The following is a 22,291-nucleotide window of genomic DNA, read 5'->3' on the forward strand; positions in this document are numbered from 1 at the left end:
GAGCCATCACGCCGCCCGGTGGAAGCGAAGGCTCCCCAAAAAAGCGGGGATCGTCCTCAGGCGGAAGTGCGTCACGGAGCGCGACACCAGTCTGCCCGTCGTCTTTTCCGTCAGGACCCCGTAGCAGGTCGTGTGGGAGACCGGCAGGTTCCAGGGGCGGATGTTCACCTTCTCGCCGACGAAACGGTACGCCTTGCCGTTGACGCGGAACTCGAAGACGTACCGAATCTTGCGGTCCTTGAAGTACCTGAGCTCGACCCGGCCCTTGATCGGCGCGTTCCGGCAGAGGCCGCCGGCCGTCACCGTCCCTTCCAGATCGGCGACGAGGAATTTTCCGCTGGAAGGCTTGAGCCATTCGCTCAGGTCGGACGTGCCCCACCGCCCCTCGAAGGAAAAGGGATGCGACCCCTTGGGGCCCCGGCCCTCCTCGAATTCGTGGCTGCCGGTCATCGTTTCCACGATCCGAAATCCCAGCCGTGCGAGCGTCATGCGGCCCTCCTCCGCGCCTTCGATCCCGCGCCCTTCTCTTTTCCTCGGACGCCGGCCCGCAGATCGGACGGCTTTTTTCCGAGCAGGGAGATCGCCGCCAGCCCGATCACGTCCGTCATCTTCGGGATCACGCGCGAGACCTTCGCGAGCGTGTTCAAGAGGCTCACCATCTCAACCCCCTTCTTCGTCCTCACGGCCTCGAAGAGGATCTCGCCCACCTTCTCCGGCGACATCGAGTAGTAGGGCAGCATCCTCATCGATATCTTCTGCAGGAACGTCTCCGACTCGATCCGCTTGTAGAACCCCGTGTTGACCATGAACGGATAGAGCGTCGTGACGTCGATGTTCAGTTTCCGGACCTCGTAGCGCAGGATCTCGGAAAAGGCGCCAATGGCCAGCTTGACCGTCGCGTAGGCGCCCCAGGTGGGCAGCCGGAAAAAGGCCTGGCCCGAGGCGACGTTGACGATGTGTCCGTGGCCCCGCCGGATCATCCCCGGAAGAAACGCGTAGACGTGGTACAACGGGCCCCAAAAGTTGATGTCCATCAACCTCTTCCAGGTCTCCAGGGAGGTCTCGATCAGCTCTCCCGAGGCCCCGATCCCGGCGTTGTTGATCAGGATGTCGATGCCCTTGAATTTCCGGACGGCCCAGCGCGCGAAGGCCTCCACCTCGCGGCGGTCGGCGACGTTGACCGCTTTCACGTGGACGGCCGCCTTGTACTTTTTCCGCAGCCCGGAGGCCGTCTCGTCCAGGACGCGCTTGTTGATGTCGGTGAGGATGAGGACGGCCCCCGCCTCGGCGAATTTCTCGGCGGCGCAACGGCCGATGCCGCCCGCCCCTCCCGTGAGGACGATCTTTTTCCCTTTGAGGCTCTGCATAAACACCTTGTTATCCCGGCTTGGCTCCCGACACAAGGTATCACGCCGTCCCATCCGCCGTTCCTACCCGTCGACGGATTACACGGCCGCTAGGATCTTAAGTTGCAATTCCGCCGGAATCCTGTAGAAACGCCCTCGTTTTTCCAGGAGCTCTTAATGAAAATCCCCATCCCCGCCCACGGCGGCAAATTGATCAACCGGGTCGTCGAAGGCGCTGAACGCGACAAGCTGCAGCGGCTGATCCCGTCGCTTCCCAAGATCGCCCTCTCTTCCCGGCAGAAGAGCGATTTGGACATGATCGCCTGCGGGGCCCTGTCGCCCCTCGAAGGCTTCATGGGCGAAACGGATTACCTCGCCGTGATCAACGACATGCGGCTCGCCAACGGTCTTCCCTGGACCATTCCCGTCACGCTGGCGGTTACGAAGGAAGAGGCCACCCCGATCGCGATCGGAAAGCCCGCCGCCCTCGTCGACGAGAACGGGACGCCGCTCGCCATCCTGCATGTCGCCGAAAAATTCATGGCCCAGCGAAAACTTGAGGCCGAAAAGGTCTACAAGACGACGGAAGAGGCGCACCCGGGCGTCGCCGCCATCTACAAGGAAGGCGTCGTCCTCCTGGGCGGCAAGATCGATGTCATCAATCGCGTCTCCCACGATTCTTTTTTGGATTTTCGAAGGGATCCGGCGCAGCTCCGCAAGCTCTTCGAGGAGAAAAAATGGAAACGCGTGGTGGCCTTCCAGACCCGCAATCCGATCCACCGGGCGCACGAGTATCTCACCAAGGCGGCCTTGGAAGTCTGCGACGGCCTCCTGATCCACCCGATCGTCGGCGACACGAAGGGTGACGACATCCCGGCCGACGTCCGCATGAAATGCTACGAAGTGTTGATCCAGAATTATTATCCGAAGGAACGCGTCGTCTTGGCGGTCAACCCGGCGGCCATGCGTTACGCGGGCCCGCGCGAGGCGATCTTCCACGCGCTCATCCGCAAGAACTACGGGTGCACGCACTTCATCGTCGGACGCGACCACGCCGGCGTCGGCAACTATTACGGCACGTTCGATGCCCACTTCATCTTCGACGACTTCACCGAAGAAGAAATCGGCATCACGCCCCTCTTCTTCGACCACACGTTCTTCTGCAAAAAGTGCGAGGAGATGGCCTCCAACAAGACCTGCCCCCACGGTCCCGAGGACCGCATCACGCTCTCCGGCACCAAGGTCCGCGAGATGCTCTCGAAGGGCGAGCTGCCTCCCGAAGAATTCAGCAGACCGGAAGTAGCAAGAATCCTGATCGAGTCGATGGTCGACGCGACGATCAAGGCGTAGATCCCCCAAAGTTTTTTGGGAAACACCGCCGGACCGAGACCGATAAACCCCGTATGTCCCCCTCGTTGATCAATCCTGCGGCCGCACCCTTTTTCTTTCACGCGTTCCGGGCCTACCCCGAAACCGGCCGGATGACCGTGCCGGTGCAAATGAATCCCCTAAGCGACGCCGTGGAGGAGAGGACCCTGACCCCGCGAAACGTCGCGGGTTTTGCCAACACCTTGGGTCTGGCCTTGTCCGAGATCACGGCGCGTTTCTCTCCTGGACGACTCGTCACCCCCCTTCCGGGAGATTGGACCGCCATCCACAACGGCCCCAAGCGCCTCCTGGTGGAGAACACACGGCTCGGCAGGGCACTAATCTTCGACCGGGGCGGCCATTTGACCGAACGTCTGACCGGGCATCGAAGCGGCGCCGCGATTGCCCTCCGGCAATGCGGAATCTTCGCCTCCCTCGAAATGTCGGCGGCCATGAGTTTGAAGCACGAAATGCGCTGGCTCCCCCACGCCTATCAGATCCGTTTCGAGGCCTGCGGGATGACCGGCCTGAAGGCCTTTCTCGGTCTCGGGCCCGAGGCGACCTTCGTCGAGGCCGGGCTCGCCCTCTACCACCGGGCGGCACTGATCCCTGCCCCGGAGATACAGACCGGCTTGATGAAGGAAATGGGATCGCCCGGCACCCTCGACATTGAAATCGAGGGTCAGACGGCCCGGGGGGACCGAGTCTTGATTTGCGGCGGGCTGGATGCAGCCTCCCAACTTTATGGGGACAACATCGAAGTCCTCACCCTCGAGGTCCTCCCCAACGACCGGGCCCGCCAGAACCTCCCCGACACCCTCCACCCCGTCTGGGCCCTGGGTCTCGAAATCGCCGAGCGGCATCGGATCGACGACGAGGAATCGGAGGCATTGGTGGGCGGGTACAAGCGTCAAACCCTCGAAACCTATGGTCCGCCCGACCCGTTCGCCCTCGGAGACAACTGAATCATTCCCGGATCCGAAATAGATAACATTTGTTAACTTTATAGATAGTTCACAACAATTGACACTCCGGTTCGATAATCGGTTTACGGTATGAACCTGGCCGCAAACCTCCTGCAAGCCGCCATCGTCAACGCGGGCTTCGCCGCCTACCGGGTCGGCGCGGGCCCACTGGCCGACCGGCAGGCCGTCGCCGTAGTGCTCGAGGGGGGTCGCGCGAAGCTTCGAACCGACGGGCGGGCCTTTTTCTCACCCGAGGCGGAACCCAGCGAGGCGATCCTCCGCGCCGGTTGGGGGACCGACGGCGCATACAGCCCCGAAACCCACGATGAAATCAGAAAACAGGCGCGCGCCCTCTACAACGCACCCTGGGGCCATCTATCGAGCGATCGCCCCGGGAACAGAAGGACCCGGTCTGTCTACCGCGCCCTGATCCTGGACGAAGGAACCCACGATCGTGAACTGATCAACCTGACCGCATCGGTCGCGGCCGTCTTGGGTGCCGCACGCTGGGATCAACTCGAATCCGTCCTGATGTATCTGGACGCCTTCGGCGTTTCCGGGCGCCTGGACGGACGCCGGACGGCCCGCGTGGTCCTCGACGGCCTTTTTGATTTCTGGAGAAGACCGGGGCCCCTCGGCGCCGTCGGCCCCGCCCGCGTCGTCTTTTCGGCCGTGAGTCGGGAAAATTTCGATGCCTTCGCCTCCGCCATCGCCCCTTGAGCGCGTTCAGAGAAATTTATAATAATTAACGTTCTAAAGTAGATAATACATAGCAACATTTTTCTTTTTTCGCCGATCGGGTTTGCAGAAAACGAAAACCTAAGGAGGACTTATGGGCTGGGGCGTCGAGAAAGTCTTTGACTTATTCCGGGTGGGCGGAGGCTATCAGCATGAGAACGGCGAAGGTTCGGCCGTTGGCAAGGCCAGCCTCGCCGCCGTCGCCTCCTTTGAGGAGGAAGTCTGGAACGGTTACGATCTTGTGCCCGCGAGATCCCTCACGGGTTTCGTGGAGGCCGAGGGCAACTGTTCCCGAAAGAACTGCCAGGCGGGCGCCAATCTTGGGATTGCTCTCGTCCCCGGAGTCTTGGGAGCCTGGTTCGTGCCAAAAGCTGGTTTTTTGCATGACTTCGGCGATGGTCATAACGAAGTTCAGGCAGGGATCGAATTGGACGTCCTGGATCCCGTTTCCCCGTTGACGGAATTATGGGGCGCGCAACTCCAAGTCGGCCGCGATCTCAACGATCAGTCGTTCACCGTCACGATCTCTTTGGTTGTGGGCGGCTCCGCCACGCTCGCCATACAGCAACGAAACTAAGAGACATCTCTGTAAAACCTCCGTAAAACCCGATCCGTTCCGTTGACTTTGACGCATTTCGTCGTTAGGGTCGCTCTACACCCTTCGGGTGCGATTCAGCCTTTGATTACGGGAGGTTTTCATCGCACCAAAAGGTACGACTCAATTTTTTATTCTTTGGAGGTTTTCGTCGTGGAAAAAGGCCACATCTTTCAGATTCTTTGGGGTTCCGACCCCATCGTCAAACTCACCCTTCTGATCCTCTTCGCGATGTCCGTCGGGTGCTGGGCGATCATCATCTACAAACAAAAGGAGCTGAAGAAACTCCGGGCCGCCTCGGCCCGTTTCTTCGACAGCTTCTGGCGCGTCACGAGCCTTGAGGAGTTGCTCACGAAACAGATCGCCGAGAGCCCCCTGGCCAACATCTTCCGGGAGGCCGTCTCCGAGCTCTTTCAAAAGACCCATGCGAGCCGATCGGGCGAATCGCGCCGCGCGGGAGACACGAGCGTCGAGGGGCTCCGCCGACGGATCGAACGGGCGACGGAGGAGGAAATCGAGCGGATCGAGCGCTATCTGCCCTTTCTCGCCACGACCGGCAGCTCGGCCCCGTTCATCGGACTCTTCGGAACCGTCTGGGGCATTCTCGCGGCCTTCTGGCAGATCGGGCGCGCCGGATCATCCAGCTTGGCCGTCGTCGGCCCCTACATCGCGGAGGCCCTGATCGCGACCGCCTTCGGGCTCGCCGCGGCCATTCCGGCCGTCGTCTTCTACAACTTTTTCGTCAACAAGACCCGGACCTTCTCGCGCGAGATCAACAGCTTCAGCGAGGATCTCGCGCACCGGATCGAAAAGGACTATCTCCGAGCCTAGACCATGGCGCTCACGACCCAAAAAAGCGTTCACAACACGGCGCTCTCCGAGATCAACATCACGCCCTTGGTGGACGTGATTCTCGTGCTTCTCATCATCTTCATGGTGACGGCCCCCCTTCTCTCGCAGGGACTGGACGTGCAGCTGCCGGTGGCCTCGGCGCCCGCGCTCGAGCGGAGCGAGGAGGACGTGATGCTCACGATCGACAAGGCGGGAAAGATCTTCCTTCAGGACGAAAAGACGCCCTACCGTCTGGAGGAGCTTCAGGAAAAGATCGGGGCGATTTTCGAGCGGCGCGAGAAGAAGCAGATCCTGATCCGCGCGGATGAAGACGTCCCCTACGGAACGGTCGTCAAGGCGATCTCCCTCATCAAGGAGGCCGGCATCGAGCGCGTCGGCATGATCACGGAGGAGGCCAAGCCGGCAGCCCCGCCGCCCGCCCCGGAAAAGACGCCCGGAAAGGCGCCCAGCAAGAAGAGGCCTTCTTAGTGTGGTCCTTCTCCCGTTACAGCGTTACCTTTATTGGTCCCTGGGTCTTCACGTCGGTCTTTCCGCCGTCCTGCTAATCGCCCCCTCGTTTTTCGGGAGATCGCACCGCTTTCAACAGGAAAAGGTCGTCTGGGTGAACGTGCCTTTCGGAACGTCGGACACGATCGGCTCGCCGCTCAAGAAATCCGAGGGGCTTCCGAAGACGACGATCCAAGAGCAGAAGGACGCCATGCAGTCGGCGCGGTCCGGCCAGAAAAAGTCCTCGATGACCTATACGCCCCCCCAGAGTCAAAAGACCGCCGAAAAGACTCCGGCGGCGGTGCCCAAACGCGAGGGCCAGCCCAAGTCGCGAATCGACGACGCCCTCTCGCGCATGCAAAAAAAGGTCGCCATGAAGCAGGCGCAGCCTGAGGCCGCGCAGGTGCCCGAGACCCAGCCGGGCGGATTCACGTTCGGAAGCCCCACGGGAACCTACGTTTCCCCGGACGATCCCGAGTACGTCCTGTACCAGGCGAAGATCCGCAAGCGGGTCATGGACCAGTGGATCCTCCCGATGAAATACGCGGACGGAGGAATGGGGTTGATTTGCCGGATCGTCGTCCATATGAACGAGCGCGGCGAAGTGGTCGAGACCGAGTGGGAGCAGAAGTCCGGCAACCCGTCGTTCGACCTCTCCGCCATGAGGGCGGTGGAAAAGGCGAGCCCGCTCGACATTCCCCCGGAACGGCTCAAATACGAGGTATACAATGAAGGGTTCATCATCGAGTTCAAGCCGACGGCCGCTCAAGCGGCGACTCCGTAATCTCGCCATCGCGGCGGCGTGTCTGGCGGCGGGGCAGGCCGAGGCGCGCATCTACATCCAGGTCGATCAGCCCTCGGAGAAGAAGTTCCCCATCGCCGTCGTCAATCTCGTGGCCAGCGATGGCGCCGAAAGCCGCGACTGGAGCCACAAGGTCGCCGAGACGATCCGCAAGAACCTCGGCATGACGGGGCTCTTCGACCTCATACCCCAGGACCAGTTCCCGACCAGCAGCGGGGCGCTGGAGACGAATCCCGCCGGCATCCAGTTTCCGCCGTGGACGCTCATCGGCGCCCAAGCCCTGGTGAACGGCTCCTACACGAAGGGCAAGGAGGGCGTGAGGGTGGAGCTCCACCTCTACGATCCGCTCCTGGGCCAGCACATCATCGGAAGGAGCTACACGGCCAAGGCGGGCGAGATGAGCGTCGTCGCCCACCACTTCGCCGACGAGGTCATGCGCGAGCTCACGGGAGAACAAGGCGTCTTCTCCACCCAGATCGCTTATGTCCAGTCGGGCAAGAAGGTGAAGGAGATCGGCGTCATGGACATGGACGGCGGCAACGCGCGGTCGATCACGAAGGATCGAACGATCGACCTCTCGCCGGCCTTCTCTCCGGACGGGAGCCGGATCGCCTACACGACCTTCAGCCGCAACGAGAACATGGAAGTCGCGGTCGTGGGCGCCGGCGGCGGCCCCCCGAATCGGCTCACGATGAACGGAAACATCAACCTCTCCCCCGCCTGGTCTCCGGGCGGGGCGCTGACGATCGCCTCCTCCGCCGGCGGCGAGGACACGGACCTTTATCTTCTGAGTCCCGGAGGCGATCTGACGAAGAAGCTCGCGCCGAGCTACGGGATCGACGTGAACCCCTCCTGGGCCCCCGATGGATCGGCCTTCGTCTTCGCCTCCGAGCGCGCGGGCAAGCTGCACCTCTTCAAGGCCGACGCGGGCGGCGGAAGCGTGGAGCGGCTCACGTTCGTGGGGACGCAGAACGACAATCCGGCCTGGAGCCCGAAGGGAGACAAGATCGCCTTCCAGAGCCTGGCCGGGGGCTGGGACATCTTCCTCATGAACACCGACGGTTCGCAGATCCAGCGGCTCACCTCCACGGGCAATTGCGAGAGCCCGACCTGGGCGCCGAACGGACGGTTCATCGCCGCCTCGTGCGGGGGCAGGGTCGTGGTCATGCGCGAGGACGGATCGAACGTGACGCCCGTCGGACCGGGCGGGTCTCACCAACCCTCGTGGGGACCTTGGGTTCGGTAGGGGCAAGGCGACGCCTTGCCCCTACATGCGCATGATCATCGCTTCAATCGACATCGGAACCAACACCGTCCTTCTCACCGTGGCCGAATGGGACGGAAAGATCGCCCGCGTCCTGCGGGACGAGGCCCGCATCACGCGCCTCGGGCAGGGTCTGAACCGCGATCCCAATTTTCTTCCCGAGGCCCAGGAACGCGCCTTGGACGTCTTGAAGGATTACAAGAAGATCGCGGATTCGCTCGGCGCCTCGAAGATCCTCGCGGTGGGGACGGCGGCGTTTCGAAAAGCCGGGAACGCAAATGCGTTCGTCCAACGCGTGAAGCAAGAGGCCGGCATCGACATCCGGATCATCAGCGGCGAGGAGGAAGCGCGACTTTCTTACCTTTCGGCCGCCCATGATTTCGGGGATTCGGAAAATTTATACGTCCTGGACATCGGCGGGGGTTCCACGGAAGTGATCACAAAATCCGCCGCCGTCAGCATGGACCTGGGCGCGGTCGTCTTAAGCGAGTCGATCGTGACGCACGATCCGCCGACGGACGATGAACTCGCGGCGATGGAGCGTGAGATTCATCGGGCCATTGTAGGGGCGAACCTTGTGTCAGCGTTAGCAGCACCTCTTGGTGTCGCCCCCAAAGCGACGTTCGTGGGATTGGCGGGCTCCGTGACCACCCTCTCCGCCATCCAACAAGCGCTGACTGTCTGGGACGGCGCCAAGGTCCAAGGGTCGACCCTCACACTCCCTCAGATCGACGACATGATCGCCCTCTTCCGGAAAACGACGACCGCCGAAAAATCGAAGATCCCCGGCATGGTGAAAGGCCGGGAAGACACGATCCTGGCGGGCACATTGATCCTCAAGGCGGTGATGGAGGCCGTCCACGTCACTCAAGTGACGGTGAGCGACCGGGGCTTGAGGTTCGGGTTGATTTACGAATCCAACTCTTGAAGGAGCCCGACGATCTGGCCCAGCCGCAGCATTTCGCTCGGAAGAATCTTTTTCAGAAAGCCCCGGAGGACCGGGGAGGGAGGATCCGCGCGGACTTCGCCGGCCAGGGTCCTCAAGACCGATCCGGCCGTGGCCAGCTGGACCGCCTGATCGCCGTTGAACTGGGCGCGGTCGGACAAGGGCAGTCCCAACAACGCATCGCCCAGCCTTTTTGCGAGCAGATCCCCGTAGGTTTCATTCCTCTCGGAGGAATCCGCAAAAGAATCCACAGACCGCCCGGGGAGGAACGCCAGCAGGAACCTCAGAAAAGCCGCATCGAGGGCGCACAGGGTGTCCTCCAGGGCGAGCCTCTCGGCCTCTTCCAGGACGGATTGGGCCATGCGCATGGTGACGAGACGGCTCAAGGACATCCTCAGGTCGGCGTGGGAGCCGAAGGAACGCCAAAAATTCGCGGCGAGCGAGGCCTCGACGCGGGAGGCATCCCCCAGAACGGCCGCCATCTCCGCGACGAGATCCAAAGGCGCGCGGATGGACGGCGCGGAGGCGAGCCCCGATTGACCCGCCCCTTTCATTCCCGTCTCGGTGAGCGCCGTCTTCATGTCGTTGATCCAGCCGGAGAGCGCGCCGATGAGAAAGTCCGCTTGGGCCACATCGCTGGAGGTCAAATCGCTCATCTTCCCCTCCCGGCCGTAGGCGAGCACCTTGAGCGCGTCCCTCATCGGTTTCGAGAAATGAATCCACGACGGCGGAAAGAATCCCCCTTCGCCGTCCGAATAGAAACGCAAGGATGGATCGCGTTGAGCTCCCGGCGCGGGATCGGAAGTCCTGCGTCCAGGCGGCTCGCAAGAGGGCGGAGAGGATGCCTTGAGGAGAGCCAATTTGCCGATGACCCTCGAAAGGATGAAGCTGTCCGAGGGCGTCTGTTCGGCCCGCGCCTCGATGCGCTGGAGCAACTGCCCGACGCTCTCCAAAAGCTGGACGTCCGCCTCCTCGACCCGGGACAGGTGCTGGTAGGCCGACGCCAGGGTCTCCACCTGGGCCACGGGGGCCAGGTCCCAGAAGCGGCCCAGGTTCTCGGTGACGAGGGCGGGCGCGAGCGGCGTAAAGTTTTGAAACTGCAGGAGGCCGCCCAAGCCCTGGACGATGGTTAGCATTTGGACGGTTCTTCGGCCGGACGCGGCGAAGGTTGCTAGCTTCCGTTACGAGTCTTTTCGTGAACTTGAGGACGACCAGTGGTTGTGGATCCAATCCGCGATAAATCGGATCTCAACGGGCTTATCGAAGAATCGGCTCCGCGTGTCGGAGGCCAAGATACCGTCCAAGGCCCGCTCTTCCGCCTCCCTCATCCCGCCGCTCAAAATGACGACGGGGAGGAAGGGCTTCGCGGCCCTCACGTGGCGGTACAAGCGGAGGCCGTCGCCGTGGTGGGGCATGTTCATGTCCGTCACGACGGCCTGAAGGTCATCGGCATGGAGATCGAAGACGCGACGAGCGGACTCGAGGCCGTCGACGGCAGCAAAGTCCGGTTCCGAGAGGTTGAGCAAGCGGCTTAAGCCCCTAAAAACGGCCTTCCGCATCAGGGCGTCGTCGTCGGCCAAGAGCAGACGCGGCTTCGGGGGGATCGCACTCCTGAAACCGCCCCCGGAGGAATCACCGCCCGGCCGGAACTGGTCCGGACCGCCCCCCACGGGCGTTGAGCTCGCGCAGAGCGCCGGGTAAAGTCCGATCAGCGAGGTGAGAGGGACCAAGGGGACCGTGACTGGCGGAAGAGGGCCCAAAGTGGATAAATATTCGCCATAGACTGTTCAAAGTTGTCAAAAAAATAATTCGAGAGGATGAAATTCTAGCCCTCTCTAGTCCATTCGGGACAACATGGACTCGAAAAAACGGCGGAAGATCTCAGGAAGTTTGATGAAGTCCGCCTTTTCGGCGGCCAGGAAGGTTCGGGCGATGAAAAATCCGCGGTTTCCAGAGGAATCCACGGCCACCTCTCCGGAATCGGGGCTCATCAGGGTCTGAAATTGCGAAAACAAAGGCGACGTGGGGTCGGCCGCGAGCATCCGAAAGACATCCGCGATAGCGGCCGCCTTTTCCCGAAGGATCGCCCTCATTCCGTCCGGCATGCGGTTCAACATGTCCGGCGGGAACCCCATGGCCATGGAAATCGGCTGGGCCCAATTGTTCAGGCGTTCCATGAGATGCACCGCGTGATCCCGATCCGACGACATCAAGTGAGGGACATTGCCGCCGACGAGACCGACCCCGTCCAAGAGCATTCGGCGGGTCGCATCGCTCAAGCTCTCCCACTCCAAGGGGAGAACGAGCTTGTCCGGCTGGCTCCTGTGTAAATTGCTCAAGAGCCTGAGCCACGACTGCTTGTCGGCGCTGAGCTCGAATTTCACCGGAAGATATTTTCGCATGAACAATCCCTGCAGAAAGTCACGGCCGATCCTCTCGCCCCGCCATTCGAAGGCCGCCAACTCCGCGAGATTGGCCTCCCGGTCCAGAAGTCGGCGGATCTGTTCCTGAGGGATCTCGACGCCCCGCCGGGACGCGTCCTGCACGAACTCGCCGACGATCTCCTCGTAGAGGGCCTTGCCCAGCCGGAAGCCGTTGAAAACGCAAAAAAGGCCCGCGTTCTCCATGGCGTCCGCGGTCATCGCGTGCACGCCGCGGCCGTGGAGGAAGCGCGCAACGCGCGCGAGGAGCTGGCTCCCGATTCCCAAACGCGTGTGAATCAGGGAAATCGCTTCGACCTTGACCGACCAGGCCCTGCCGCGCGGCGGCGCGGGGGGAACCAGCATGTCGAAGAAACCGACGCGATCCCTCCGGCGGCGGATCTCCCCGGCGAACCTCAAGTTTCCTCGATCATCGCGCCGGATCATCACACTGCCGATCCGGTAGTCCTTGTGGGGGATGCGAAAGAGCTCGCTTAAGGATTCCTGTGTCACCTCCGATCCGAAATGATCGCTCAGGACACGGAGGACGCCCGGCCAAGCGCCTCGATGGACGACGGACTCGTCAAGGCTGAAGACCCTCGTGGTCCGCCCGTCGTCTCCGTCCAAGCGGATCATGCGCTCCAGGAAGCGGAGAGCCGGGCTTTCCACCCGCGGCCGCGCCATGTCCCGGGCCCGGTCCAAGGTCGAGGGGTCGAGGACGGCGTGGATGGTCTGGGAGCTGCCCGACAGGGCGGAGATCCTCCGAAGCTTTGCGCAGGCCTCTCGGACGGGACGCTCGGCCTCCGTGGCCTGGGCCGCCGCCTCCAAGACCGGCTGGGCCTCCCGGAGGGCCCGAAGAAGCTCGGGCGGGACGACGTCAATCCTTTCAAGCGTGGTCCTGGGAATCCCCCGGTCGTCAAAATGCGGACCCAGCCGCTCGCGTTCTCGCCTGGCGGCCTCTTGCCCCTGGGAGACCGCGGCCCTCAGCTCGGCGTTCACCCGCTGGGCGACGTCGCGGCCCTCGGGGACGGAATCCAGGATCTGGGAGAGACAGCTCAAGGTGGCGTACTGAACCGTGGGCATGAGATGCCCACGCTCTATCTGGCTGAAAATATTGGATAAAATGTTTGGTGCCAAGATCGATCCCGTCACGTCTTACCCCTTGTTTCTAAGTGACGTTTGATCGACGGGATCCGCGAAATGTTGTGTCAAATTAGGACAATTTCTGTTGCCACCGGTTGCGGTCTTGCACTTCGCCTTGGAGTCGAAGGACCTCCCCGGCAGCGGCCGACGGGGGGAGGCCCCTTTCCTCCGCCCAAATGCGCGCCAGGGCGGAGGCTGCGGGCAAACCGTGGTCTTTGCGCGTGGGATAGAGACCGGACCGGCGCAGATAGAAGTCCTCGAGCCGGACGACCATCCCGTTCCTCATCTCATACCGGAGCTGGGCCCCCAGGAAGGGAAATCCCTCCAATTCGGGGACCTCGTCCGGCTGGGCCCGGTGGAGGGCGAAGATCTCCAGGGCCTCGGCCCCGAACCGGTTCCAGAGCGCCTCGGGCACGTCCCACCCGCGCTCGGCGGCCGTGCGGCGGCTTTCGGAGACGGCCTCGCGAGCCGCCATGGGATTGACCGGCCCCTCGGTATGGGAGGCGCCGATCGTCCCGGGCAGGGCCTCCGCCCTGCCCTGCGCGGCATCCTCGCGCCAGCGGGCGAGCGCGACGTCGACGATCTCCCGCGCCATCAGGCGGTGCGTCGTGTACTTTCCACCCGCCACGAGGATCACGCCTCCGGGGCCGGGGCCGATGTAATGCTCGCGGCTGACCTTCTGCAGGTCCGCGGCGGTCGCCCGGGGCGCCGTGCCCTCGCTCCCCGCCGTGCTCGCCTGGGCCCCCATGAGGGGACGGACGCCGACGTACGCGCTCAGGATGTCGGAGGGTTTGAGATGGAGGGCTGGAAAATAGCGGTTCAGAAGGTCCATGAGATAATTCACGTCTGCGGGCTCGATCGCCGCCTTTTCGGGCTCGAGCGGCGTCGGTCCGTCGGTCGTCCCGACGATGACGACGCCCGCGCCGTAGTCGGGACGCGGAATGACGAACGAGATCCGGCCGTCCTCCGGATGGCTCATGACGATCGCGCCGGGGACCGGAATCCTCTTCAGGTCAAAGATGAGATGCACGCCCTTGCTGGGATTGAGCCACCGCCTCCAATGGGAGGAGATCTTGATGCCGACCTGGTCCGTCCAGGGCCCCGCGCAGACGACGGTGCGCTTGGCGCGGAGCGGGATCGTCCCGGCGGAGGCGGACTCGAGATCGCGGACCTCGAAGCCCTTGACCTGCTCATTCTCCCAAAGTGCCGCCACGGCCTCCGCGTAGTTGGCGACGGCCGCGCCCGCCTCCTGGGCCGCGCGCAGGGTCTCCACGGCGAGGACGTCGTCCCACATGCTGGCGTCGAAGTAACGGAAGCCGCCCTTGAGCCCCTCCTCCTTCAGGAACGGGACCTGCTCCAGAAATTTTTTCTTGGAGAACGTCCGGTGAAACCCCGGGGCGCGCCCCAAGGCCAGGAGGTCGTAAAGCCACAGGCCGACGTTCAAGAGAAACTTGCCCGGTTTGTCGCCCCGGTAGACCGGCATGAAGAACGGCAGCGGACGCACCATGTGCGGGACGGTCTTCAGGAGGTGCGAGCGCTCGGACAGGGCCTCGAAGACGAGACCGAACTCCATGTTTTGAAGGTACCGGAGCCCCCCGTGGATCAGCTTGGAGCTGCGCGACGACGTCCCCCACGCGAAGTCGCGCGCCTCGACCAAAGCGACCTTCAAGCCTCGCGAGGCGGCATCCCGCGCCGTTCCGGCCCCCGTGATGCCCCCTCCGATAATGAGCAAGTCGAAAACCTCGTCCTGAAATCTTCGAAACGCCTCTTTGCGCGTGCGGAAGGAAAATTCTTTCATGCGAGGCCGCTTTATGTCACAAAACCCTCAAAACTCAAATGAATCCTCGCTGGGCCAAGGCCCTTGAATCCGCTCTGGGCAAGGAGCGCGTGGCGGTCGACCCCGCCAGCCGGCTTCTCTACGCGCGCGACATGATGTCTGGAGGTCTTTTGGAGGAGAAGGCGCGGCATGAGCCACACCTCCCACAAGCCGTTTGCCGGCCGGCATCCGTCTCCCACATCCGCGGGATCCTGGCCGTCGCCCGCCGCCACGGCGTTCCCGTCGTTCCCTTCGGCGCCGGGTCGGGCGTGTCGGGGGGGACGAATCCCGTCCGCGGCGGCATCATGCTCGACTTGAAAAGTTTCACCCGGCTGGGACCGATCGAGGAGAGGGGCGGCCGGTTTTACGTGACCGCCGAAAGCGGGATCCTGGGCCAGCACCTGGAGCGCGACCTGAACGCCCGCGGCTTCACGCTCGGACACTTTCCGTCCTCCATCCTTTGCGCGACCGTCGGAGGGTATCTCGCCTGCCGCTCGGCCGGACAGCTCTCCTCCAAGTACGGCAAGATCGAGGATATGACGGACGCCGTCGAGGTCGTGCTGGCCTCCGGCGAGGTCGTTCCCTTCGGCGGGCGCCTGAAAAAATTTCCGGGCCTCAGACCCGAAGACGTCTTCATCGGCAGCGAAGGCTGCCTGGGCGTCTTTACGCGAGCGCGATTCCGAGTCTTTCCGCTCCCCCCCGCGACCCTTTACCGGGGCTTGAGTTTCCGGCGCGTGGAGGACGCCCTGACCGCCGTCCGCCAGATCATGCAAAGCGGCCTTCGTCCCGCCGTCGTCCGCCTCTACGATCCTGTTGATTCGCTCCTCCTGAAACACGGGTATAAAAAAAAGAACCGGTCCCGATCCCGTTCAAAGACCGGCGGGCGCGCCGACTGGCACTATCCCCTCCTCCTCAGCCGGCCGTCCCTCGTCCAAAAACTCGTTGAACGCGCGTCGTCCGAGGCCCTTCTCATTCTGGGGTTCGAGGGGGACGCCGAATTGGCGCGCGAGATGGAACGCCAGGCGCTGCGCCACGCCGCGACCCTGCGCGCCAAGGACCTGGGCCCCGAGCCGGGCCAGCACTGGCACGACCACCGTTACAGCGTTTCGTTCAAGATGCCGCGGCTCTTCGCCAACGGGTGCTACGTGGACACGATCGAGACGGCGACGACCTGGGACAACCTTCAGGCCCTCTACGACGGCATGCGCGAGGCCCTCATGCGGCGGGTCTTGGTATTGGCGCACTTTTCACACGCCTATCCGGAGGGGTGCTCGATCTACTTCACCGTGGTCGGCAAGTGCCGCGGTCCCGAGGAGGATCTCAAGACCTACGGAGAGATTTGGCACGACGCCATGGAAGTCTGTCTCGGTCTCGGCGCGACGATCAGCCATCATCACGGGATCGGTCTTCTCAAGGCCAAGTTTCTGCCGAGGGAACTGGGAGGGGCCATGCCGCTCTTTCGCGACATCAAGAAAGGGCTCGACCCCTGGAACATCCTGAATCCGGGAAAAATGGGGCTCGGCTCATGATCGACAAGACCTCCCTTCTCGTAACCTGTGAGGCCGGCGAGGGTCTCGTCGATCTCGAGAAGCGGCTCAACCGCGAAGGTCTCAGCCTCGGCTACCGTCCGCAGGGACGGGTTTCGACCCTCCGCGAGGCTTTGGAACACCGCATCCCCAACCGCGACGCCCTCCTCTACGGGGGCATCGACGACCTCTGCGTCTCCCTCCAGGCCGCGCGGAAGGGCGAGACGATCGCGACCCGGAACGTCCCGCGCGCGTCCACGGGACCCGACTTCAAAAAGATCCTGATCGGATCGGGAAGGCGCCACGCTAGGCTTCTCAAGGCGGTCCTCAGGGTCCATCCCCTGCCGGCGGCGCGCGAGACCCTTCGCCTCGCCTGGAGGGAGAAGAAAAACCGCGACGCCTTTCTGAAGGCCTTCTGGGGCTCGGGAATCCGGCCGGCGCGCTTTCGGGCGGGCCCCCGGTCGGTCACGGTCTCATTGGAGGGCTCCAAGGAGATGACCTCGGCCGAGAAGAGATGCCTGCAAAAGATCGCGAAAGAGACGCGGGGAAAGATCCTGTGAAAGAACACGAACAGGCGACCGCCCTGTGCAGCTTCTGCCCCAAGCTCTGCCGCTATTCTTGCCCCGTGGCCGACGCGGACAGGAACGAGGCGGTGACGCCGTGGGGCAAGATGACGGCGATGAAGCGCGTGGAGGACAAGGAACTTCCGATGACGCCGGAGACGATGGGGCTCGCCTACAAGTGCCTCAACTGCCGGGCCTCGGAGTTCGCGTGCGAGCACGCCAACCCCGTGTCCCCCGCGCTCGACGCCTACCGCGTCCGCGCCTTCAAGGCGGACATGGCCCCCGCCGCCGTCGCCCCCTTCTGCGAAAAATTCCGGCGGCACAACAACCCCTACGGCCGCGACCTCCTGCCCGTCCTCCAGCGAAGATTTCCGCCGGCTCAATTCGCGGGCGCGGACGCGCACACGGTCTATTTTCCAGGTTGCGTCGAAATCGCCACGGACATCGCCACGACGGAAAAGACCCTTCGTCTCCTCGATCTGCCCCTCTACCCCGAACCCATCCAGTGCTGCGGCTACCCCCTCTTCGCCGCCGGCGACTGGCAGGATTTTTCGGAACTCGCGGAGGTCAACCGCCACGCCCTCAACCGCTACGATCGCATCGTCACGGGGGCGCCGCAGTGCCTGTACACGATGGAGACCTTGTACCGGTCGGCGGGGCACCGGGTCCGAGCGAGGTTTCAGCACGTGAGCGAGTATCTCACCTCCCCCGGAGCCCCCTCCTTAACAAGGAGGGGGTTGGGGGAGGTGGCCTACCACGATCCCTGTTACCTCGGCCGCTACCGAAAGACCTACGAAGAACCACGCCGGCTCATCGAACGCGTTTCGGGAAAACCTCCCATCGAATTCCTCCTCAACCGCGAGGAGGGTTACTGCTGCGGCGGCGGCGGCCTCCTGCCCGTTTCGTATCCGGAGACGGCGGACGCGATCACGAAGACCCGGGTCGCTCAGTTTAGGGAGACGGGCGCCGAACTCCTCGTGACAAGCTGCCCCACCTGTGTTGAAAGATTCCGCAAGTTCGGCGTGGAGGCGAAGAGTCTCGTCGATTACCTCGTGGACGCAGATGAAACAAAAAGAAAAAGTCTTCGTCGTCGTTAATCCCCAGGCCGGGGGAGGACGCAGCCGGATCCTGTGGCCCCGGGCCGCCCAGGAATTGAAGAAAAAGCTCGGCGCCTTCGACTTCGAGGAGTCCACCGCCATCGGGCACGCGCAGTGCCTGGCCGCGGACGCGGCGAAGGCGGGGTACTCGCTCGTCATCGCCTACGGAGGAGACGGCACCGTCCACGAGGCCGCGAACGGTTTGATGGAGGCGGATGCGGATTCCCGGCCCGCCTTGGGGATCGTCTGCGTCGGGACGGGGGCCGACTTCGTCCGGACGTTGAACATCCCGTCCGGGCTTTCCGAGCAGGTCCGCATCGCGGCCGGCACGAAGTCCCGGCGCATCGACCTGGGCCGGGCCCGCTACACCGGGCTCTCGGGCGGCGTCGAGAGCCGCTACTTCATCAACATCGCGAGCGCCGGCCTCGGCGCGGAGGTCGTCCGCCGGACGCCGCGCTTCCGGTCGTTCCTGGGACGAAAACCGGCCTACCTCGCGGCGACGTTGGACGCCTACCTCCATTGGAAGCCTCAAAGGGTGACGATCGCGACGGAGCACGGAACGTCGTCGGCCGTCGCGTGGCCCGACAAGCCCCTGATCGTCGCCGTCGCCAACGGGCGGTTCTTCGGCGGCGGGATGCCGATCGCCCCCGGGGCGGACCCCTCCGACGGCTATTTCGACCTGGTCGCGATCGGTCCGTTCCCCGCCTATCAGGTGCCGCTCGCGCTCACGCTCCTGTACTCCAAGCAGATCCACCGCCTAAAACAGGTGCGCCACGACCGCGTCCGTCGCGTCGAGCTCGCCTCCGAGGGGCGCGTGGACCTGGACATCGACGGCGAGCCGATCGGGTCGCTGCCCGCCGTCTTCGAGATCCTCCCCTCCGCGCTGGAGGTGAAGGCCCCCGCATGAAGCTGCTCCGCCTCCGCAAGGCCGACGCCCTGCCGCTCGCGCTCGCCGGTGCCTATTTCCTCTCCATCCATTGGACGATGGGACTCAGGCCCGAGCACCTCCTCCTCGCGGGGTTTCTCGTCGGGTGCTATTTTCTGCACGAGAAGTCGCGGCGGTTCGTCCTGGATTTTTTGCCCATCGCCTTCTTCGGCATCCTCTACGATTTTCTGAGGATTTATCCCAAGGCCTGGGCGGGCCCGATCCACGTCCAGTGGCCTTTCGAACTCGAGCGGGCGCTCTTCGGCATCCCGTCCGGCGGCGACCGGGTCATCCCCTCGTTCTTTCTCCAAGACCACCACGCCGCCTTCTTGGACGTCGTCACGGGCCTGACCTATTCGCTCCACATGGTCATCCCGATCGGATTCGCCTTCTACGCCTGGATCAGGAACCGGGAGTTCGCACGGCGCTTCAACTGGACCTTCTTCATCGTCAACCTCCTCGCCTTCGCCACCTACATCGCCCTGCCGGTGGCGCCCCCCTGGTACGTCCAGGCCTTCGGGTTTCAGCCGGGCGATTGGTCCGTCGCCCCCCAGGCCGCGGGGCTGGTCCATTTCGACGCCTTGATCGGCCACCCCTATTTCGAGGGGGTCTACGCCAAGAACGCCTGGGTGTTCGGCGCCATCCCCTCCATGCACGCCGGCTTCCCCTTCCTGGTGGTGTGGTACGCCCGGACGATCCTCAAAAAGGGTTTGATCCCCCTCGTCTTCTTCATGCTCCTGGTCTGGTTCTCGGCGGTCTACCTGGCCCACCACTACGTGATTGACCTCATCGCGGGCGTTTTCTATGTCTGCGTGGCCATTCTGATTCACCGCTTATTATGCCCCAACAAGAGGAAGGCCTCATCACACGCTTCGTCCGCCTGACGCTTCGACGCCCGAAAGCCGCATTGGCCGTCGCCGCCCTGATGACGCTGGCGGCCGGATGGCTGACGCAGCGGATCGCCATCCGCTCCAATTTCAGCGATCTCCTGCCGAACGACCATCCGAGCGTCGTGCAGGCCAAGGAGCTGGAAAAGATCGTGGGCGGAGCGAGTTTCGTCGTCGTCGCGGTGGAGGCCGGGAAGACCCCCCGGGCCGCCGCGGCCGCCGACCGCTTTTTGACCGACCTCCGCGCCCGCCTGGAGCCGGCTCAGGCACGCCTGGGCCTGAGGTCGATCGACGACCGTCCGCCCTCGGACTTCCTCCGCAAATCGTCTCTGCTCTACCTGTCGCTCGAGGACCTGGACCGGCTCCGGGAAAAGATCAAGTTCCGGATCGGTTCCGAGAAGCTGAAAAGAATGAAGCTTCTGATCGACTTCGACGAGGACTCGTTCGACCAGGACATCGACGAGATCAAAGGCCGGTACGCCACCTACCTGAATCCGGCGCCGCGCTACCAGAACAAGGACGGCACGCTGTTCGCCTCTCTCCTCAAGCCCGACTGGAGGACGACAGACGTCAACCGCACGCAAGACCTGCTCAAAGCGCTCGGGGACACGGTCGGCGGGTTGCATCCGGAACGTTACGACCCGAGCCTCAATGTCCGCTTCACGGGCCCCTACGTCAAGCAGGCCACGCAGAAAAAAATCCTCTTGAAGGACGCCGCCCTCGTTTCCTCGCTTTCGTTCATCGGCTCACTGCTTTACCTCATCTTCCACTTCCGCCGGAAGCGGGCGGTTTTCCTGATCGGCGTCCCTTTGGTGATGAGCCAGATCTGGTCGCTGGGGGCCGCCTATCTCCTGTTCGGCTCGCTCAATCTTTTCAGTTCCGCCACCTGCGCGATCCTGCTGGGATTGGCGGCGGACTACGGCATCCACTTCTATTCGGAATATCAGCGGCACCGGAATCTGGGCGAGAACGCGGAAGAGGCCCTGGCCACGTCGATCGGCCACCTCGGACGAGCCTTCGTAGCGGCCTCCTCGACCACCGCGGCGGCCTTCCTCGCGCTCGCCTTCTCGAGCTTCAAGGCCTTCCGCGAGACGGGACTCATCGCGGGCATCGGCATCCTCCTGTGCGGCGCGGCCTTCGTTTTCGTCCTGCCTCCCCTCGCCCTGCTCATCGAGAGGCGCTTTCCGGAAAAGCTCAAGGCGCGCGTCACGTCCGCGGAATGGACCGAGGAACGGCAGCATTTTTCGCGACGCTGGATGCATTGGGTGTTCTCGCCCAAGAATCTCGTCCTGACGGGCGCCGTGCTGCTCCTGCCGTTCGCGGCCGTCCTTTTCGGGCGCCTCGGCTTCGACTTCAACCTGAACAACATCATGGGGCGCCCCGGGCTCCAAGAAACCAAGGAGCTGGACGGCCGCATCGACGGCATCTTCAACCATTCGGTGAATCCCGAGGTGGCGCTGGCCGCGAATTTCGAGGACGCGAAGAAGGTCGCGGGCAGAATCCGCGACGTCCAAGACAAGAACAAGGCCACGCCCGAAGGCACCACGATCCGCGGCGCCCTCTCCTTGGGCGATTTCGTCCCCGGCAACCAGGAGGCCAAGCTCGAAAAGATCGCGGCCATACGGTCTCTCTTCACGCCGGCCATCGTCAAAGCCCTGACGGGAGAGGACGCGAAGGCCTACGCCTCGCTCGAGCCGATGCTCGATCCCAAACCCATCACGCTGGAGACGGTGCCCGACCAGATCAAGAGCAAGTTCCAGGACCGCGAGGGTTCGGTCGGCCGGATCGTGTTCATCTTCCCCAACTTCGACATGTCGCGCGCGGACCGTTTCATGCGCTTTGTGGAGGAGATCCGCGAGGTGCGCTGCGAGAGCTGCTCCGGCCCGTTTTACGCCTCCGGGGAGTCGACCGTCTTCTACGAAATCGTCAAGATGCTCTTCGTTCAAAGCCGTTACGTCATGGGTTTCACGCTCGCGATGCTCCTGGCCGCCCTTTGGATGAATTTCCACTCGCTCAAGGCGACCCTGACCGTCTTCGCCCCGCTCGTGGTGGGCCTCCTCGCCACCTTCGGATGGATGGCGCTCACCGGACTCAAGCTCAACATCATCAACATGGCGGCCATCCCGGTCATCCTGGGGACGGCCGACGACTACGGCGTCCATTTTTTCCAGCGCTACCTGGACGATCCCAAGGGCTCGCTCCACGACAGCTACAGCGTGACCTTTCGGCCCATCTTGGGAGCGGCGCTCACGACGCTGATCGGTTTCGGATCGCTGGCTTTCGCCGACATGGGCGGGATACGGTCCTTCGGCATCGTCTGCGTGGTGGGCATCGGGCTCTGCACATTGACCACCCTTTTGTGGTTCCCGGCGCTGCTGGCGCTGCAAAAGAGGCGAAAGGAGAAACGCCTTCCGCGCGAAGAAAGCTTGAAAACGGCCAAACCCCTCACCCTCGCCCTCCTCTTGATGCTGGCGCCGTTGCCGGCCCTGGCCGCGGATTACAGCACGGCCAATGTCCCCGTCGACGACCCCGTCTATCGCGACATCGACCGG

21 protein-coding genes are annotated in these 22,291 nt (G+C 63.4%); 15 read left to right on the top strand and 6 right to left on the bottom strand.

Annotated features, from left to right (window positions below):
• Nucleotides 1–6: 6 nt before the first annotated feature.
• Entirely contained in the window at nucleotides 7–489 is a 483-nt protein-coding gene (locus VLJ37_04410; protein HSA58907.1) for a hypothetical protein, read from the bottom strand.
• Nucleotides 486–1,367 (bottom strand): SDR family NAD(P)-dependent oxidoreductase, encoded by an 882-nt coding sequence (locus tag VLJ37_04415; GenBank protein ID HSA58908.1) that lies wholly within the window; start codon nucleotides 1,365–1,367, stop codon nucleotides 486–488. The genes VLJ37_04410 and VLJ37_04415 overlap by 4 nt, the downstream gene beginning before the upstream one ends.
• A gap of 156 nt (nucleotides 1,368–1,523) precedes the next feature.
• Here VLJ37_04415 and sat point away from each other — a divergent pair, with 156 nt between their 5' ends.
• The 9 genes from sat to VLJ37_04460 all read left to right on the top strand — a co-directional run bounded on the left by sat (nucleotide 1,524) and on the right by VLJ37_04460 (nucleotide 9,344).
• Nucleotides 1,524–2,696: a sulfate adenylyltransferase gene (gene sat / locus VLJ37_04420; protein HSA58909.1), complete on the top strand. Its 1,173-nt coding sequence runs from the start codon at nucleotides 1,524–1,526 to the stop codon at nucleotides 2,694–2,696.
• A gap of 53 nt (nucleotides 2,697–2,749) precedes the next feature.
• A complete protein-coding gene (locus VLJ37_04425) occupies nucleotides 2,750–3,679 on the top strand; it encodes a hypothetical protein (protein ID HSA58910.1) in 930 nt (309 codons plus the stop codon).
• Between the two features lie 90 nt (nucleotides 3,680–3,769).
• On the top strand, nucleotides 3,770–4,399 hold the full coding sequence (locus tag VLJ37_04430) for a hypothetical protein (GenBank protein ID HSA58911.1): 630 nt from the start codon (nucleotides 3,770–3,772) through the stop codon (nucleotides 4,397–4,399).
• A gap of 112 nt (nucleotides 4,400–4,511) precedes the next feature.
• Nucleotides 4,512–4,994, top strand: a complete 483-nt coding sequence (locus VLJ37_04435; protein ID HSA58912.1) for a hypothetical protein — start codon at nucleotides 4,512–4,514, stop codon at nucleotides 4,992–4,994.
• Nucleotides 4,995–5,165: 171 nt separating this feature from the next.
• On the top strand, nucleotides 5,166–5,843 hold the full coding sequence (locus VLJ37_04440; protein HSA58913.1) for a MotA/TolQ/ExbB proton channel family protein: 678 nt from the start codon (nucleotides 5,166–5,168) through the stop codon (nucleotides 5,841–5,843).
• Between the two features lie 3 nt (nucleotides 5,844–5,846).
• Entirely contained in the window at nucleotides 5,847–6,332 is a 486-nt protein-coding gene (gene tolR / locus VLJ37_04445) for a protein TolR (protein ID HSA58914.1), read from the top strand.
• Nucleotide 6,333: 1 nt separating this feature from the next.
• Complete coding sequence (locus VLJ37_04450; GenBank protein ID HSA58915.1) at nucleotides 6,334–7,134, top strand: TonB C-terminal domain-containing protein; 801 nt, start codon at nucleotides 6,334–6,336, stop codon at nucleotides 7,132–7,134.
• Nucleotides 7,079–8,398, top strand: a complete 1,320-nt coding sequence (locus VLJ37_04455; GenBank protein HSA58916.1) for a hypothetical protein — start codon at nucleotides 7,079–7,081, stop codon at nucleotides 8,396–8,398. The genes VLJ37_04450 and VLJ37_04455 overlap by 56 nt, the downstream gene beginning before the upstream one ends.
• Nucleotides 8,399–8,429: 31 nt before the next feature.
• Nucleotides 8,430–9,344, top strand: coding sequence for a Ppx/GppA phosphatase family protein (locus VLJ37_04460; protein ID HSA58917.1), 915 nt, complete (start codon nucleotides 8,430–8,432; stop codon nucleotides 9,342–9,344).
• On the opposite strand, the gene VLJ37_04465 is transcribed toward VLJ37_04460, so the two are convergent.
• From VLJ37_04465 to VLJ37_04480, 4 genes are all read right to left on the bottom strand, one after another.
• Nucleotides 9,326–10,498, bottom strand: coding sequence for a hypothetical protein (locus tag VLJ37_04465; GenBank protein ID HSA58918.1), 1,173 nt, complete (start codon nucleotides 10,496–10,498; stop codon nucleotides 9,326–9,328). The genes VLJ37_04460 and VLJ37_04465 overlap by 19 nt on opposite strands.
• Nucleotides 10,499–10,543: 45 nt before the next feature.
• Nucleotides 10,544–11,092: a response regulator gene (locus VLJ37_04470; protein ID HSA58919.1), complete on the bottom strand. Its 549-nt coding sequence runs from the start codon at nucleotides 11,090–11,092 to the stop codon at nucleotides 10,544–10,546.
• A 105-nt stretch (nucleotides 11,093–11,197) separates the two neighbouring features.
• Nucleotides 11,198–12,865, bottom strand: coding sequence for a hypothetical protein (locus tag VLJ37_04475; protein ID HSA58920.1), 1,668 nt, complete (start codon nucleotides 12,863–12,865; stop codon nucleotides 11,198–11,200).
• Nucleotides 12,866–12,995: 130 nt separating this feature from the next.
• On the bottom strand, nucleotides 12,996–14,723 hold the full coding sequence (locus tag VLJ37_04480; protein HSA58921.1) for a glycerol-3-phosphate dehydrogenase/oxidase: 1,728 nt from the start codon (nucleotides 14,721–14,723) through the stop codon (nucleotides 12,996–12,998).
• A gap of 38 nt (nucleotides 14,724–14,761) precedes the next feature.
• Here VLJ37_04480 and VLJ37_04485 point away from each other — a divergent pair, with 38 nt between their 5' ends.
• The 6 genes from VLJ37_04485 to VLJ37_04510 form a co-directional block, all read left to right on the top strand.
• Nucleotides 14,762–16,270, top strand: a complete 1,509-nt coding sequence (locus tag VLJ37_04485; protein ID HSA58922.1) for an FAD-binding oxidoreductase — start codon at nucleotides 14,762–14,764, stop codon at nucleotides 16,268–16,270.
• Nucleotides 16,267–16,827 (top strand): hypothetical protein, encoded by a 561-nt coding sequence (locus tag VLJ37_04490; GenBank protein ID HSA58923.1) that lies wholly within the window; start codon nucleotides 16,267–16,269, stop codon nucleotides 16,825–16,827. The genes VLJ37_04485 and VLJ37_04490 overlap by 4 nt, the downstream gene beginning before the upstream one ends.
• Nucleotides 16,824–17,927, top strand: coding sequence for a (Fe-S)-binding protein (locus VLJ37_04495; GenBank protein HSA58924.1), 1,104 nt, complete (start codon nucleotides 16,824–16,826; stop codon nucleotides 17,925–17,927). The genes VLJ37_04490 and VLJ37_04495 overlap by 4 nt, the downstream gene beginning before the upstream one ends.
• The gene (locus VLJ37_04500) at nucleotides 17,893–18,834 is read left to right on the top strand and encodes a diacylglycerol kinase family protein (GenBank protein HSA58925.1); all 942 of its coding nucleotides are present in this window, start codon (nucleotides 17,893–17,895) and stop codon (nucleotides 18,832–18,834) included. Before VLJ37_04495 ends, VLJ37_04500 begins: the two co-directional genes overlap by 35 nt.
• Nucleotides 18,831–19,736, top strand: a complete 906-nt coding sequence (locus VLJ37_04505) for a phosphatase PAP2 family protein (protein ID HSA58926.1) — start codon at nucleotides 18,831–18,833, stop codon at nucleotides 19,734–19,736. The genes VLJ37_04500 and VLJ37_04505 overlap by 4 nt, the downstream gene beginning before the upstream one ends.
• Nucleotides 19,691–22,291, top strand: a 2,601-nt coding sequence (locus VLJ37_04510) for an MMPL family transporter (GenBank protein ID HSA58927.1), incomplete at its 3' end; no start/stop codon positions are given. The genes VLJ37_04505 and VLJ37_04510, both read left to right, overlap by 46 nt.

This window comes from bacterium, assembly GCA_035454885.1.
In the GTDB taxonomy this organism is placed as follows: Bacteria; UBA10199; UBA10199; order JACPAL01.